General features: G+C 64.1%; 16 protein-coding genes and 1 pseudogene. 6 read left to right on the forward strand and 11 right to left on the reverse strand.

All coding sequences use genetic code 11. The features are described 5' to 3' along the window. Positions 1-280: 280 nt before the first annotated feature. The 3 genes and pseudogenes from NKJ55_RS25690 to NKJ55_RS25700 all read left to right on the forward strand — a co-directional run bounded on the left by NKJ55_RS25690 (position 281) and on the right by NKJ55_RS25700 (position 2,814). A complete protein-coding gene (locus NKJ55_RS25690; RefSeq protein ID WP_352452331.1) occupies positions 281-2,095 on the forward strand; it encodes an NAD-dependent epimerase/dehydratase family protein in 1,815 nt (604 codons plus the stop codon). Beyond that, positions 1,984-2,235: pseudogene (locus NKJ55_RS25695) on the forward strand (vitamin K epoxide reductase family protein); the annotation flags it as partial. The gene NKJ55_RS25690 and the pseudogene NKJ55_RS25695, both read left to right, overlap by 112 nt. A 282-nt stretch (positions 2,236-2,517) precedes the next feature. Then, positions 2,518-2,814, forward strand: coding sequence for an SPW repeat protein (locus NKJ55_RS25700; protein ID WP_502904513.1), 297 nt, complete (start codon positions 2,518-2,520; stop codon positions 2,812-2,814). On the opposite strand, the gene NKJ55_RS25705 is transcribed toward NKJ55_RS25700, so the two are convergent. From NKJ55_RS25705 to NKJ55_RS25715, 3 genes are read right to left on the reverse strand one after another with little or no spacing between them, the layout of a single operon-like run. Next, positions 2,811-4,031: an NAD(P)/FAD-dependent oxidoreductase gene (locus tag NKJ55_RS25705; RefSeq protein ID WP_352452332.1), complete on the reverse strand. Its 1,221-nt coding sequence runs from the start codon at positions 4,029-4,031 to the stop codon at positions 2,811-2,813. The two genes, NKJ55_RS25700 and NKJ55_RS25705, sit on opposite strands and share 4 nt — an antisense overlap. Continuing rightward, positions 4,028-4,741, reverse strand: coding sequence for a methyltransferase domain-containing protein (locus NKJ55_RS25710; protein ID WP_352452333.1), 714 nt, complete (start codon positions 4,739-4,741; stop codon positions 4,028-4,030). The genes NKJ55_RS25705 and NKJ55_RS25710 overlap by 4 nt, the downstream gene beginning before the upstream one ends. Then, positions 4,738-5,805 carry a type III polyketide synthase gene (locus NKJ55_RS25715; protein WP_352452334.1) on the reverse strand — a complete coding sequence of 356 codons (1,068 nt, stop codon included), beginning with the start codon at positions 5,803-5,805 and terminating at the stop codon, positions 4,738-4,740. Before NKJ55_RS25715 ends, NKJ55_RS25710 begins: the two co-directional genes overlap by 4 nt. 265 nt (positions 5,806-6,070) lie before the next feature. On the opposite strand from NKJ55_RS25715, the gene cueR reads away from it, so the two are divergent. After that, positions 6,071-6,469 (forward strand): Cu(I)-responsive transcriptional regulator, encoded by a 399-nt coding sequence (gene cueR / locus NKJ55_RS25720; protein ID WP_352452335.1) that lies wholly within the window; start codon positions 6,071-6,073, stop codon positions 6,467-6,469. Between the two features lie 42 nt (positions 6,470-6,511). Here cueR and NKJ55_RS25725 read toward each other — a convergent pair whose 3' ends face one another. After that, a complete protein-coding gene (locus NKJ55_RS25725) occupies positions 6,512-6,994 on the reverse strand; it encodes a DUF2127 domain-containing protein (protein WP_352452336.1) in 483 nt (160 codons plus the stop codon). Positions 6,995-7,035: 41 nt separating this feature from the next. Here NKJ55_RS25725 and NKJ55_RS25730 point away from each other — a divergent pair, with 41 nt between their 5' ends. Then, positions 7,036-7,578, forward strand: coding sequence for a phosphatase PAP2 family protein (locus tag NKJ55_RS25730; protein ID WP_352452337.1), 543 nt, complete (start codon positions 7,036-7,038; stop codon positions 7,576-7,578). A 17-nt stretch (positions 7,579-7,595) separates the two neighbouring features. Next, entirely contained in the window at positions 7,596-8,153 is a 558-nt protein-coding gene (locus NKJ55_RS25735) for a cytochrome c (RefSeq protein ID WP_352452338.1), read from the forward strand. A 5-nt stretch (positions 8,154-8,158) separates the two neighbouring features. Here the strand turns inward: NKJ55_RS25735 and atzF are convergent, their stop codons facing one another. From atzF to NKJ55_RS25770, 7 genes are read right to left on the reverse strand one after another with little or no spacing between them, the layout of a single operon-like run. Then, entirely contained in the window at positions 8,159-9,964 is a 1,806-nt protein-coding gene (gene atzF, locus NKJ55_RS25740) for an allophanate hydrolase (RefSeq protein WP_352452339.1), read from the reverse strand. Further along, positions 9,961-10,311, reverse strand: a complete 351-nt coding sequence (locus NKJ55_RS25745) for a cupin domain-containing protein (RefSeq protein ID WP_352452340.1) — start codon at positions 10,309-10,311, stop codon at positions 9,961-9,963. Before NKJ55_RS25745 ends, atzF begins: the two co-directional genes overlap by 4 nt. Next, positions 10,304-10,972, reverse strand: a complete 669-nt coding sequence (locus tag NKJ55_RS25750) for a cysteine hydrolase family protein (RefSeq protein ID WP_352452341.1) — start codon at positions 10,970-10,972, stop codon at positions 10,304-10,306. The genes NKJ55_RS25745 and NKJ55_RS25750 overlap by 8 nt, the downstream gene beginning before the upstream one ends. Next, on the reverse strand, positions 10,972-12,504 hold the full coding sequence (locus NKJ55_RS25755; RefSeq protein WP_352452342.1) for an ABC transporter ATP-binding protein: 1,533 nt from the start codon (positions 12,502-12,504) through the stop codon (positions 10,972-10,974). The genes NKJ55_RS25750 and NKJ55_RS25755 overlap by 1 nt, the downstream gene beginning before the upstream one ends. 10 nt (positions 12,505-12,514) lie before the next feature. Further along, positions 12,515-13,216, reverse strand: a complete 702-nt coding sequence (biuH, locus tag NKJ55_RS25760; protein ID WP_352452343.1) for a biuret amidohydrolase — start codon at positions 13,214-13,216, stop codon at positions 12,515-12,517. Positions 13,217-13,231: 15 nt separating this feature from the next. After that, a complete protein-coding gene (locus tag NKJ55_RS25765; RefSeq protein WP_352452344.1) occupies positions 13,232-14,158 on the reverse strand; it encodes an ABC transporter permease in 927 nt (308 codons plus the stop codon). After that, entirely contained in the window at positions 14,158-15,282 is a 1,125-nt protein-coding gene (locus tag NKJ55_RS25770; RefSeq protein WP_352452345.1) for an ABC transporter permease, read from the reverse strand. Before NKJ55_RS25770 ends, NKJ55_RS25765 begins: the two co-directional genes overlap by 1 nt. Between the last annotated feature and the right edge of the window lie 19 nt (positions 15,283-15,301).

Below are 15,301 nucleotides of genomic sequence, written 5' to 3' on the forward strand. Positions count from 1 at the left end.
TGATGGACGGTTCAATGTGGATGATGGGCGGCATGGCGCTCATTTGGGTCCTGGTGCTTGTCACCCTCGTGCTCGCGATCGCGGCGCTGGTCAAATATTTGCGAACCTGACAGCATAGGCAGTCGGGGTCAAAAGAGCAAAAAGGGCGGAAAGTTGTAGTCGTCATCGGAAGCAGCAGCGTCATCGGGTCGGCGTCGGAACTGGTCCGGCCCCCTCGGCTCTTAACGTCTGTCGCCTTCGGCCCTCTCAGGAGTGGCAAATCGCCGGCTATGAGGTCTGGATGGCGAAGCGCAAAGACACGGTTATTGTTACCGGCAGCACCGGCTTCATCGGCTCGGCTCTGGTCAACAGCTTCGCCGACCGGTTTGCTCTCGTCGGCCTCGACCGGGCGGCGACGCGTCAGCCGCCGCCGGCCGCGGAGTGCGTCTGCATCGACCTGACATCGGAGGACGTCGTGGCAGCCGGCTTGGCGCGCGTGCGGACGGCCTATGGCGCCCGCCTCGCCTCGGTGATCCATCTTGCGGCCTATTTCGATCTCACAGGCGAACGGAACCCGCTCTACGAAGAGATTACGGTTGGCGGCACCGAGAAGCTCCTGCGCGCCCTGAAACAATTTGAGGTCGAGCAGTTTGTCTTCATGAGTTCGATGCTGGCGCACAAGGGTGGCCGACCGGGCGACATCATCGATGAGGATTGGCCGCTCGAATCGAACCTGCCCTACCGCACCTCGAAGATCGAGACCGAGCGCCTGATCCATGAGCAGCACGGGGCGATCCCTGTCGTCTATGCCAGGCCGGCCGGCGTCTATGATGATCTCGGCCGTAACGCATTCCTCGCCAATCAGATTGCGCGTATCTACGAAGAGGATCCGACCGGGCATGTATATCCGGGTGACCTGCGCACCGGGCAGTCGTTCCTGCATCTGGAAGACCTCACCGATGCGGTGGCGCGCCTTATAGATCGGCGGAAGAAACTTCCCACGGAGCTGGCGCTGCTTCTCGGCGAGCCTGAGGTCATGGGCTACGGCGAACTTCAAGCCGAGATTGGTCGGTTGATCCGTGGCGAGAACTGGGAGACACGGGAGGTGCCGAAGGCGCTCGCCAAGGCGGGTGCCTGGGTCCAACAGGACGTGCTGGGCGAAGAATCATTCGTTCGTCCCTGGATGGTCGATATCGCCGACGACCACTACGCGATCGATATCAGCCGTGCCCGCAATGTCCTCGGCTGGCAGCCCCGGCATTCCCTGCGCGAGACGTTGCCGCGGATCGTCGACGCGCTCAAGGCAGATCCCGCCGGCTGGTATCGGGCCAACAAGCTCGACGCCGCCAAGGTGGCCGGCAGCGGAACAAAAGCGCGAGAGAAAGACAAGGCGTTCGAGGCCAAACACGACAAGATGAAACCCGGACACATGGCCGAGATGGCGGGGATGGGCAAGCAGATGCTCTGGGCTCATTTCCTGGTCATCACGCTTGGCGTGTGGCTCCTCACCAGCCCGCTTCAGTTCGCGCTGTTCGATCCGGCGGCGGCCGGCACTGTGCGTGACGTCACGCAAGAGCGTGGACTGTGGGAACCGGTGCTGCGCAACGCGCTCACCGGCTGGAGCGACATTGTCTCGGGCTTGCTGCTGATGCTGTTTGGCGGGCTCGCACTGTCGCCGCGTTTTTCCTGGGCGCAATGGGGCACGACGATCGCCGGCCTGTGGCTGCTGTTCGCGCCGCTGTTCTTCTGGACGCCGAGCGCCGCCGCCACCATGAACGACACGATCGTCGGCGCGCTGGCCATCGCTTTCTCGGTGCTCGTCCCGATGATGCCGGGCATGAGCCACGAAGGGATGATGGACGAGAGCACCGTTCCGCCTGGCTGGACCTACTCGCCGTCATCCTGGCTGCAGCGCCTGCCGATCATCGCGCTCGGTTTCTTCGGTTTCTCATCGCCCGCTATCTCACTGCCTACCAGCTCGGCCATGTGGGTGCTGTCTGGGAGCCGTTCTTCCCCGGCGGAGACGGCAGGAACGGCACGGAATTCATCATCACATCCGACGTTTCTCGAGCCTGGCCAGTCGCTGATGCCGGGCTTGGCGCCGTGGCCTATATGATCGAAACCCTGATGGGCGCGATGGGCACGGCGACCCGCTGGCGCACCATGCCCTGGATGGTGACCTTCTTCTTCATCCTGGTGGTGCCGCTCGGCGGCGTCTCGATCTTCTTCATCATCATCCAGCCGATCATGATCGGCACCTATTGCACACTGTGCCTCATCGCGGCGGCGGCCATGCTGGTCATGATCCCGCTGACGCTGGACGAGGTGGTCGCCATGGGCCAGTACATGCTGCGCAGCGTGCGGGCAGACCGTCCGTTCTGGCGCACCTTTTTCCAAGGCGGGCCGGAGCCGAACGGCGAGGCGGACAAGAACGATCCCGGCTTTTCCGCCGCGCTTGCCGCACAGTCCGCCGCAGCCATTCGCGGTGTCACGTTTCCATGGACGCTGGTCGCATGCTGTATCGTCGGCGGTTGGCTGATGGTCTCGCGGCTGGTCTTCGGCACAGCCGGCGCCATTGCAAACAGCGATCACCTCTCGGGCGCCATGATCATCACGATCGCGGTCTGCGCCATGGCCGAGGTGGCACGGCCGTTGCGTTTCCTCAACCTGCCGTTCGGGTTATGGCTGATCGCAGCGCCCTGGCTGCTCGACGGCGCGACCAGAGGTTCGACATTGAACAATGCCGTTGCAGGGCTAGTTGTGATCGGCCTCAGCCTGCCTCGGGGGCGCCGAAGCAAGGAGCACTACGGCTCATGGGACCGCTATGTCGCCTAGACGAAGCCTGGAACCGGCTTGGTCTTGCCGCTCAGTTGCGCGCCCAGCGTCAGTGCCTGCGGGAAATTCTGGACGATCGCCGCCATCAAGGTGGCGCTGCCGGGGCGAAGGGCAATTCCGGCAACGGCCGCGGCGGCGTATACCCGTGTCGAAAACAGTCTTTTCCAGGCCGCCTCGTAGCGTCTGGCGGCAGCCTCGCGCCCTGCTCGGCCACTTGGCGCGCATGCGAGTTCGCAAGCCAGCAGCCAGCCGGACTGAAGCGCCATCGAGATGCCCTCGGCGATGACAGGATGAGACTCTCCGGCTGCATTGCCGACGCGGAAGATGTCCCCTTCGTAGCACGAGCGAATTCCCGGCCGGATCGGACCTGCGGCAAGCCACGGACCGTCGAGGAGAGCCGGTTCCAGGGCGTCCCGCACGCCCCGGCATGAATTCAGGAGATGCCGGGAGACCGCATCGGCGGCCGACACATGGCTCCGTTGTTTGGGGCCATATTGTTTACGCAGCCGCGCGAGCATATCGCGCCGGATGCAGCACGAGATCGACAACCGGCCATGATCCGCCGAAACCATGCCGCCGTAGCCGCCAGGGAAGGCCAGCAGAGGCATCAAATCCGGCGCCAGCGACGACCCGGTGAAATGCGCCTTGAAGCCGAGCAGGTCCGACGGCCGATTGGCCTTTGCGAGTTGGCTGCGCAATGGTCCCGGTTCCCACGAGCCGTGAGCGGCGACAATCACCGGCGCACGCAACATCGCCGCTTCATCCCCGGCCTGAATTCGCACCCTTTGCATCTCACCGTCCGGCTCGATGGCGACGGCGCGGCAGGGTTGAAAGATTTCGACACCCGCCGATCGCGCCGCTTGCAAAAGCAGAGAGTCGAGAATGTCCCGGCCGAGCGCCCGGCCGAAGCTGTCTTTCGCACGAGGCCCAGCTCCTGCACGTGGCATTGCCGCCTCGACGCAGGTCTCGCCGGAAAACAAGCCGACGCGGGGGATTTCGGGGCCGGCATTGGTACGCCAGGCATCGCCGATCTCGAGCCGGTCGAGAAGCGCAAGATTGCTTGCCGAGATGTATTCGCCGCAGACCTTGCGGCGCGGGAACGCGCTTTTTTCCACAATTGCCACGGTCCATCCGCGCCGGGCCAGCGTGAGCGCGACGGAGGTGCCCGCCGGGCCGGCACCAATGACGATCGCGTCATGAGTCGACAATCCCGTCATGGCTCGACACTGGCACTGGCGCCGACGAAGATGTGGGAAAACAGGCCGGCGCGCCGCTCCTCGACCGGTTTGCCGTTGGCCGCAAGCCAGAGACCGGTAAGCTCGCTGCCGCGAAAGCCGGCACGCACGCTTTGCGCCGCGTCGTTTCGTGTGACGTCGTTGGCGCCGATTGCCGGCAGAAGACGGGTCGCGGCCAGCGGCAGTTTCGCCCGCAGCGGCTCTGTCGCGATGAGCAACGGGGCTTTCGGCCTGATCAGCGAAAACAGACGCACGAGCTGCGCATCGTCGAGGTGATGCAGGAACAGATTGACGGTGACGGCGTCGAACGGCGCACCCTCGATCTTTCCTGCCCAGTCGAAGACATCGGCGGTGACGCCTTCGGCCTTCCATCCCAGCCTGTCAAAATCACCGCGCAATTGCGCGGTGACGAGGCCGACGCGGTCGAGCATTACCAGTTCGACCCCAGGCCAATGCCTGGCCATGCGCCGCGCCACCGCCAGCATGAAGGAGCCATCGCCGGCGCCGATCTCCAGGATGCGGCGTGGCGGCGTTGGCACGAACCTCCTGAGCAACGACGTCATGATCGGCACCTGAAACATCAGCATATTGATGCGCCGAAGGTCGCGGCGCGCGGCCAGCGCTCGCGGATCTTCGGCCGCAAGTCCGTCGAGGATTTCCGGCGCAAGCTGCCGGTGCTCCAGGCGGCTCATGACACCGTTCGAAAGAGCATGGTTTCGGCCGTCAGCCCGGGTCCGAACGACATGCCGCAACCGAGCAGGCCGGGTGGCGCCTTCAACATCTCCTTCATCACGAACATGACGGTCGCCGACGACATGTTCCCATACTGGCACAACACCTCGCGCGATGGTTCCAGCGCGGTGGGCTCCAGTTCCAGAGCCCTTTCGACGGCGTCGAGCACCGAACGTCCACCCGGATGCACGGCCCAAAGGTCGATTGCCTCGGTCGGCCGGCCGCCGAGCATGGCGGCCTGGCTGTTCCGCAACGCCTCATGAATCGCTGCCGGCACCTGGCCGGAAAGAACCATTTCGAAGCCGTGGTCGCGAATATTCCAGCGCATCAGATCCCGCCGCTCCCTCGCCACCAGACAGTGAAAGCTATCGAGCTCGATGCCGGCCGGCTCGGCGGTAATGAGCGTGGCCGCGCAGCCGTCGCCCCAGAGGCAGAACGACAGCAGTTTTTCCAGCTCGGTGGTTTCGCGCAGATGCATCGTGCAGAGCTCGATATTGACCAGCAGGACCTTGGCCTGCTGGTCGGAGCGGACGATGTGGCGGGCCAGCTTGAGCCCGTTGATCGCCGCGTAGCAACCCATGAAACCGATCATCGTGCGTTCGACACTATCGGGAAGCCCGCAACGCGCGATCAGCTCCAGATCGATGCCCGGCGCCGAAAAGCCAGTGCAGGTGGTGACGATAAGATGGGTGATGCGGGAAGCGTCGTCGCCAAGCTGCAATCCGTCGATGCCCTTTTGCGCCAGAACAGGTGCGGCATCGTCGAACATCGCCATTCTCGCCGCTGTTCCGGGAAACGCGCCCCGGATGAAGGTCCCGGCCAGGTCGGCAGTTGGTCCTTCGGGGTCGGACGCCGGCGCAAAGCAGGAATAGCGGTGCTCGATGCCGGCAAGATCGGCCATGCGTTCGAAGATCCTCCGGCGATCGGCCGCGAGCATGGAGGCCGCGAAACGCAGGTAGAATTGATGAACCTCGTGCTCCGGCACCGCCGTCGCGATCCGGTTGATATAGGCGTTGACGGGCATATTCTGTCTCCTCGGCGGGCGCACGGTATAACGTGCCGCCGGAGGGTCCTTGCTCATCGTTACCCGGTGTCGAACACCGGGTTTTGAGCGCTGTTCGATAAACGTTTCCGAAAACTGATTTCTTCCCGAAGGTTCAGTGTGCGCTGTTGGCAGGGAAACGGTTGGAGCGGGCGGGCGGTTGCGTCGGGCATCCAAAATCGCCACATCATGTTGACCTTCCATCTACTGGAAGGTCTATTTCCTCCGACAAAGGAGATTTTCCACCATGAACATCGGTATCGCATCCGAAAAATCCGGCCTGCCGTCCAAGACGATCCGTTATTACGAGGACATCGGGCTCTTGCATCCGGCTCGGACAGACAATGGCTATCGCGATTACTCGACGGCCGATATTCACCGGCTGCGCTTCCTGCAGCGCTCGCGAAGCCTGGGATTTTCGGTCGACGAATGCCGCCAGTTGCTCTCGCTGTATCAAGACAGGGAACGTGACAGCGCCGACGTGAAGGCGATCGCGAAAGCCAAGCTGGTGGAGATCGACAGGAAGATCGCCGAACTGGTCGGATTGCGCGGCTTGCTCCACCATCTGGTCAGTCACTGCCACGGCGACGAGCGGCCGGATTGCCCGATCATCGACGAGCTGGCAGGACAAGGCGTCGCCCAGTGAGGTGGATTGAAAATCGGAGCGGCTGACAAGCAAACTTCGCTGTCATGCCGGCTTGTGCTGCCGCACGACCTTCCATTCATGCCAGATCAGCACCATGACGACAGCATCGAATACGGTCAGGACAAGCAGGCCGAACGAATGGGTGTAGGAGTAGCGGTAGACTTGATAGAACATAAATGCGCCCAGCGCCGCAAGCGATGCCGGATACGACCACAGCTTGCCTCTCAAAAGCCCGACAACGAGCAGCAGTTTTATCAAGCCGTGGCTAAGCAGGTAGAAGGCATAAAACTCCTTGCTGGCGACGGAAAAGTGGCTTGCCATCTGCGACAGATAGCCAGCTATGAAATCGTTCGGATCTTCGATCAATTCCTCTTGAGTGAATGTATTGACCCAGGAGGCAATGGCGTCGGTGGTGACGACATAAAGCAGGATCCCGCCCACGCATTCGATCAGGGCATGCGCCCCTTTAAGCCAGATGCTGAGCTCGAAAATCTGATGGATGCGGCGTTCGTCTACTGCTTTCACAAAATTCACCTTGCGATCGACAACAGCGGAAACGAGAAACGATGGATGCAGCCCTAACCCACTGGATCAACGCGGCAGCCGGGATCAGCCCTTTTCTTGATAAGGCAATGATCGCCGTCTCACAAATCGGCGTTCCGCTGATGGTGCTGGCTGTTGCCCTGCAATGGTGGGCAAAGGCCGACCGCTACCATGTGCGCCATGCTGCCTTGTCCGCCGGCTTGGCGTTCCTGCTCGGTCTGGCGATCAATCAGTTCATTTTGCTATTCGTCCACCGGCTGCGGCCCTACGATGCCGGCCTGACGCATCTGCTGATTGCGCCCAGCGCCGACTGGTCGTTTCCCTCCGACCACGCGACAGCCAGCTTTGCGGTTGTTGCGGCTCTTGCAATGCAAGGTCTGCCGCGCCGGACGCTGGCCCTCTCCATCATGGCATTGCTGATCTGCTGGTCGAGAATTTACATCGGCACCCACTATCTCACCGACGTGATAGGCGGTGCCATCACTGGCGTCTTAGGTGCCGTTGTGGTCCGATTGGCCTATCGCGAGAACTCCCGATTGGACAGTCTGGTCACAAGAATTCTCTAGCTCCTTATGTGCAAACGATGAGACGAGCAGCTATCATAGCGGTCCTGTCGCTTGCCTGCGTCTCTGTCGTGCTCGCCGCCGCCCATTCGGGTCGTGATGCGGTCATCCAGGCTCGCCAGGCCTCGATGAAGGAAATGGCCGCGGCGGCAAAGGCGATCGCCGGGATGTTCGACGGCAAGCAGGCGTACGACGCCGCAGCCTTCAAGGCGGCGGCCGAGACCATCCGCGCCCGCACCGGCCCTGCCTTGATTGCCGAATTCCCCAGCGCGACATTGGGAGCGCCTTCAGGCGCCAAGCCGGATATCGACCCCGCCCGCGCGGAGTTCGAAGGGCTGGCACGCCACATCGGAACGCTGGCCAGCGCCCTGGCCTCCGACGCCGAGCGGGCACCACCGCATATCACCGACGACATGAGAATGGGTTCCGGCCTGGCAATGGGCGGTGGCAGCCTGCTTGGCAAGCGACCATCACTCGCGGAAGCCGATCCCACTAAATTGCCGGCGGAGCACCTCCTGCATCTCATCTTGCAGGATTGCTCGAGCTGCCATTCGAAGTTCAGGCAAAAGGTAGAGTGATAGCGTCAGCTCCGCTGCAGCTGACCCGCCATGAAATTGCGCCAGCCGCCGAAATGCGAAATTTCCTTTGCATCGGCAAGGCCGGCACTTTCGACGAGGAAGCCTTTCGGCGAAGTTCCGTCATCGAGTAGAAGCGTCCCGATGCCGAGCGGCGGCGGGATCGCGGCAACGAAGCGGCCGAAGGCTTGTGGCGAGAGCCGCCAGACTTCGACCTCGATCGCTGCCCCCTTGCCATTGCAGCTGCGCTCGAGCCCCGGTCGCGACACCGACTGGCCGGCGAGTGCATAAAGCCGGTACAGCGGCGCCGTTCTTGCCGCCCGGGCGAAAATCGCGCCGAGCTGCTGCAACTGGCCGTTCAGCGCCATCCCCGACAGATGCGCGCCGACCACGGCCAGCTCGATCGTGCCCTCGTCCACGTCGACGCGAACGTCGCCACGCGGCAGCGGCCAGCCTGTAGCGCCCAGCGCAAGGCCGCTTGCCGCATGGACATCGCGCGCAAGCGACGCCGGCAGATGGTCCTTGCCCGCCGCGGCAAGCAAGGTGACGCTCATCGGCAGACCGTCGCTGCGGGTTCCGCTCGGCACGGCAATGCCGCACATGTCGAGCAGATTGACGAAATTGGTGTAGGTGCCGAGCCGGCTGTTGGTGACGATCGGATCGGCCAGCACCGCTTCGACTGTGTAGTGCGTCGGCGCGGTCGGCACGCAGAAAACGTCGACCGAGGCGATGACCGGCGCAAGCCTGGCCTTATAGCCTTGCAGGGCATAGAGCCCGTTGAAAGCGTCCGCGGCGGAAAGTTTTCGCGCACCGCCGATGATCTGCCGCGTCACCGGATGCATGGCGGCCTCGTTGGCATCCATGAAGTCCCTGATCGCGGCGTAACGCTCGGCTACCCAGGCGCCTTCGTAAAGCAGGTTGGCGGTGGCGTAGAAATCGGCGAACGGGATTTCCACCAGCTGGCAGCCCAGCGTCTCCAGCGAGGCAAGGGCGGCCTCGAAACCCGCCTGCATCGCCTGGTCTCCGAAAAAGGTCCAGTCGGCCCTGGCCGGCACGCCAACCGTCAGCACCGGCGGGCGCGCGGCAAGAGCCTGAATGCAGAGGTCGCGCGAATAGGGATCCGCGTCGTCCTTTGCCGCCGCGACCTCGAACACGCTGTAGGCGTCATCGACGGTGAGCGCGAAGACCGAGACGCAGTCAAGCGTCCGGCAGGCCGGCACGACGCCGGCGGCTGATAGCGCGCCGACGCCCGGCTTCAGCCCGACGATGTTGTTGAGGCCGGCGGGTATGCGCCCAGAACCGGCGGTGTCGGTGCCGAGCGCGAACGAGACGATGCCGCGCGCGGTTGCGACGGCCGAGCCGCATGAGGAGCCGCCCGGCACCAGTTTCGGGTCGATCGCATTCCTCGGGATCGGATAGGGCGTGCGCACACCGACCAGGCCGGTGGCGAACTGGTCGAGGTTGGTCTTGCCGACGACCAGTGCGCCGGCGGCCTTGAGCCGCGCGACGACGGTGGCGTCTTTCGCCGGCAAGTAGGCATATTCCGCACAAGCCGCCGTGGTCGGCATGCCGGCAACATCGATGTTGTCCTTGACCGCGAACGGTACGCCCCACAGCGGCTTTGCCACGGGATCGAACGGGCCGAGCTTTTCCGCCTCGGCAAGCAACTCCGCCCTGCTCGCCAGATGGATGAAGATGCCGGGGTCATCGGCCGCCGCGAGCCGCGCATCGACCGCATCGATCATCTCGCCGATGCTGACGCCGGCCTGATAGGCAGCGTGCAGGCTCGCTATGTCGAAGCGGATGTCGCTCATTTGGCCTCGCCCAGAATGACTACCGGCAGGTTCCACTGGATGAGCACCACGCAGCCATCCTTCGTCCACACCGAATGCTCGGTTCCGACCGGGTTCAGGATCACGCTGCCCGCGGCATGATCGCCGTTCTCGTCGCTCTGTGTGCCTTCCAGCACAAGGATCGTTTCCAGCCCGGCATGGCGATGGCGCGGCACGCCGGCGCCGGGCCGGTAGTTCAGGATGGCGACCGACGGTTCCGTCGGTCCGCCCTTGAGCAGCCAATGCGCCGTAATGCCATCGCGGAAAGGCTCGAACGGCAGACCGCGCCAGCCACCATTGAGGAGGCCGGCAAAGGCAAGGTTAGGCATTGGCAATCCCCTCGAGCACCTGGTCCGTCGTTGCCGTCCAGCCGACGATGGCGCCCTGCGCCCTGATCATGGCAAGGGCTGCCGCCTTGAACTCCGGAAAATAGCTCTCAGTGGCATCCTCCGCCAGAAGGCATTCATAGCCGCGGTCGTTGGCCTCGCGCATCGTCGTCTGCACGCAGACCTCCGTCGTCACCCCGGCAAAGACCAGTTGCTGTGCGCCAAGCCGCTTGAGGTCGTCGCCGAAGCTGGTGGCATAGAACGCGCCCTTGCCGGGTTTTTCGATGACGATCTCGCCAGGCAGTGGGGCAAGTTCATCGAGGATCGCCGTTCCCGGCTCCCCGACGATCAGCACACGACCCATTGGCCCGACATCGCCGATCCTGATCGACGGATTGCCGCGATTGCGCTTGGCCGGTGGCAGATCCGAAAGGTCTGCCTTGTGGCACTCCATCGTGTGGATCACCGGCAGGCCAGCGGCGCGAAACCCCTCGATCAGCCTCTTCACCGTCGGCACGATGGCCGTGACCCGGCTGACGTCATTGCCGAGGCTGGCGCCGAAGCCGCCGGGTTCGGCAAAGTCGCGCTGCATGTCGATGACGACCAGCGCCATCGCCTCAGGCTTGAACACAAACGGAAACGGCAGCGCCTCGATCCCAGCCATCAGTGATGTCCCGCCATGTGCTCGCCGATCGTCTGCACGCTCGCCTGCGCGATCGGCGTCTCGTAGACCAGCGCGCCGTCCGACATGACGAAGATGCGGTCCGAGAGCTCGAGCAGCTCATCAAGGTCCTCCGACATAAGGAGCACGGCGGCACCGGCGTTGCGCGCCTTCATGATGCGGGCGCGGATTTCGGCGACGGCAGAGAAGTCGAGGCCGAAGCAGGGGTTCGACACGATGAGCAAATCGACCTCGCCGGTCAGTTCCCGCGCCAGCACGGCGCGCTGCACATTGCCGCCCGAGAGCGACGAAATCGGCGAAGCGAGGGATGCCGTCTTGACCTTGAACTGTTGGACCAGACGGGCCGCGTAGTCCCTGATCGCACTCATCCTGATCCAGTTGACCGGCTTGCCGGCCTCGTTGAGGTCGAAGGTCCGGAAGGCCATGTTTTCCGCCACCGTCATCTTCGGTGCGCAGGCATTGCGCAAGGGCTCCTCCGGAATGAAGCGGACATTGAGCGTGCGCGCCTCGCTGCGGCTGGCGCCATAGGGCGAGCCTTTCACCAGAACGTCGCCGCCATTGCGCGCCCGTTGTCCGGCAAGGACTTCGAGAAACTCCTTCTGGCCGTTGCCGGAGATGCCGGCAATGCCGACGATCTCACCCGACTTCACATCGAGTTCGCCGATGTCGATGGTTTTCAAACCGGTGCGGTCGGGCGCCTTCAGCGACTTTACCGTCAGCACCTGTCTGGCGCCGGCCGGCACCGGGGCGCGGCTGTCGAGTGCGGCGATCGGTTGGTCGCCGATCATCATCGCCGCCATCTGCTTGTGGGAAAGTTCGGAGACCTTTCCGGTTCCGGTCAGCCTGCCCTTGCGCAGCACGGTGATATCGTCGGCAAAGGCCGTCACCTCGTGGAATTTATGCGAGATCATCAGCACGGTGAGGTCGCCGGTCCTGGTCATGTCGCGCACCAGGCCAAGCACTTCGTGTGCCTCGCCGGGAGTGAGCACCGAAGTCGGCTCGTCGAGCACCAGGAAACTGCGGCCGAGATAGAGCTGCTTGATGATTTCGAGCTTCTGCTTCTCGCCGGCCGCAAGTTCCGCCACCTTGACGTCGAGCGGCAGCTTGAACGGCATCCGCTGCATGAATTGCGCAAGTGCGGCGCGCTCCTTGCGCCAGTCGATGACGCCGGGCACCTTCTCGCGCGAAATGACCAGGTTCTCCGCGCCGGTCAGCGACGGGACGAGCGTGAAATGCTGGTAGACCATGCCGAGCCCCAATGCCGAGGCATCCTTCGGACTGGCGATCGCGACCTCGCGGCCATCGACCAGCATGTCGCCGGCGGTCGGATGGTAAAAACCCATCATGCATTTGACCAGCGTCGACTTGCCGGCGCCGTTTTCGCCGAGCAGCGCATGGAACGATCCCGCCGGCACCTTGATCGAGACATCGTCCAGCGCGGTGAAGGCGCCGAAGCGCATGGTCATGCCGATGGTCTCGACGCCGACGGCTTTCTTGCCGATGCTTCCGCTCAAGATCGTGTCCTCACGGCAGCTGCGCGACGAAGGATACCGAATTCGACACCGCGCCGAACACGCCGCCCTGCATCTTGATCATCTTGATCGCGGCGAGATGGTTGCCGTAATCGGTCGCGCCGCAGCAATCCTCCAGCATGACGCATTCAAAGCCGCGATCATTGGCCTCGCGCATCGTCGTGTGGACGCAGACATCGGTGGTGATGCCGGTCAGCACGATGTTTTCGATGCCGCGCTGGTGCAGGATCAGCTCCAGGTCGGTGGCGCAGAACGAGCCCTTGCCCGGCTTGTCGATGATCGGCTCGCCAGCCGCCGGATAGAGGTCGGGGATGATGTCCCAGCCGGGTTCGCCGCGCACCAGGATGCGCCCGCAAGGCCCGGGGTCGCCGATGCCGGCATTGATGCGGCGCGAGCGCCAGCGCTTGTTGGCCGGCAGGTCGGCGAGATCGGGCCGATGGCCCTCGCGCGTGTGGATGATGGTGTAGCCCTTGGCCCGCATGGCTGCGAGCACCGACTTGATCGGCTCGATCGGCGCCCGCACTAGCGAAAGATCGTAGCCCATATGATCGACATAGCCGCCCGGCCCGCAGAAATCGGTCTGCATGTCGATGATGATCAATGCCGTATTGTCCGGCCGCAGCTCGCCATTATAGGGCCATGGATAGGGGTCGGCATCGATGTAGCGCTGGGTGATCTCGGCTCTGGCGTTCATCGGAAAAAACTCCAGTCATTTGGTGATCGACAACTCGCCCGGCGCGCCGGCAAGCGAGCGGTTCGGCGACGACGTGGCGATCATGATAATGAGCGTGAGGATGTAAGGCGCGGCGTAGAAGAGATAGTAGCCCTGCGTCACCCCGACCGATTGCAACGCCGGGCCCAGCGCGCCGGCGCCGCCGAACAACAGTGCCGCGGCAAAGCAGCCAAGCGGGTTCCAGCGCGCGAAGATGACCAGCGCCACCGCCATCAGCCCCTGCCCCGACGAGATGCGTTCGGTCCAGCTGCCGGGGTAATAAAGCGACAGATAGGCGCCGCCGATGCCGGCGAGCGCACCGCCGACGCCTGTCGCAAGCAGGCGCACGGTGTTCGGATTGAGGCCCATGGCGCGCGCCGCATCGGAGCTGTCGCCGACGACGCGCACGACCAGGCCGGCGCGGGTGTTGCGGAAGGCCCACCACAGGAACAGCGCAAGTGCGGCCCCGATCAGGAACAGCACGTTGACGTTGAGCGCCGCCTGCACCTGCGGGATATCCGACCAGCCACCGAAGGCGAGGGCCGGCAGGTCTGGTGCCGAGGGCTGGATGAATGGCTTGCCGAAGAAGAAGGCGAGACCGGAGCCGAACAGCATAAGCGCGATGCCGATGGCGATGTCGTTCACCCCGCGGAATTTGCAGATCCAGCCGTGGAACAGCCCGAAGCAAAGACCGGCACCTGCGGCAGCCAGCAGGCCGAGCCATGGCGAGCCGGTCATCACCGCGACGGCGTAGGCAGTCATCGCACCGAAGACCAGCGTGCCTTCGAGGCCAAGATTGATGCGGCCGGAGCGCTCGGTGATGGCTTCGCCGAGCGAGACGAAGATGAAGGGCGTCGAAACGCGGATGGCGCCGCCGAGAATGGCGAGCGGCACGCCCCACAGGCCGATCTCGGTCGCGTCCATCAGGAGCCCCTCTTCCACAGATCGGGATTGAAGACCTTGAAGCGGCCGTAAAAGGTTTCGCTGAACAGGATGACGACGAAGAGCATGCCTTGCAGCACCAGCACGGTGGCGTCGGGAAGGTCCATGCGGCGCTGGATCAGCCCGCCGGAAGCGCCGATACCGCCGAGCAGGAAAGCGACCGGGATGATGGCGAGCGGATTGTGGCGGGCGAGGAAGGCGACGAGGATGCCGGTATAGCCATAGCCGGCGGCGAGCGAGGCGTTGGCGCTGCCTTGCACGGCGCCGACCTCCAGCATGCCGGCCAGCCCGGCAAAGCCGCCGGCGAGCCCGGTGAAGCCGACGATCAGCGGCCCGACGGCAAGCCCTTGCACCTGAGCTGCCCTGACATTGCCGCCGGCGATGCGGGCGGCAAACCCCCAGCGCGTCTTTTCGATCAACAGCCAGGACAGGACGCAGGCGAGAATGCCGACGACCAGGCCCCAGTGCACGTCCATGCCTGGAATGTTGCCGATGCGGTAGGCATCCGCCAGCGGCTCGGTCGAGGGTTTGTTGAGCGAAGCCGGATCGCGCAGCGGCCCTTCGACCAGATGGTTCATCAGCGCGATGGCGATATAGGCCATCAGCAGGCTGGAGATGGTTTCGTTGACGGCGCGGTAGTGGCGGAGTGCGCCGACGGCACCGATCCAGATGCCGCCGGCGACCGCGCCCGCCACGCCCATCAGCAGGATGACCAGAAAAGCCGGCGCGCCATTCGCCGCGACGCCGATGGCGGCGGCGGCAACGCCGCCCAGCACGATCGCGCCTTCGCCGCCGATGACGACGAGGCCGAGCCGGGCCGGCAGCGCCACGCAGAGCGCTGCCAATAAAAGCGGTGCTGCCCGCGACAGCGAGTTCTGGATCGAGAACCACGAGCCGAAGCCGCCGCGCCACATCGTCTCGTAGAGTTGCACCGGCGATTTGCCGACCAGCGCGATGAACACGCTGAACAGCGCCATGCCGACGATCAGCGCCGCGAGCGGTATGACGAAGGCTTCCGCCCGCCGCGCCGCCCATTCGAGCGCCGCCGGATAATTCCTGGCGCCAAACAGCGCCGGTGCGCCCGCAGTGCTGACAGTGTCTGCCATGGCCCCGTCTCCGATCCGG

This window comes from Mesorhizobium sp. M0106 (assembly GCF_040322715.1).
Lineage (GTDB): Bacteria > Pseudomonadota > Alphaproteobacteria > Rhizobiales > Rhizobiaceae > Mesorhizobium.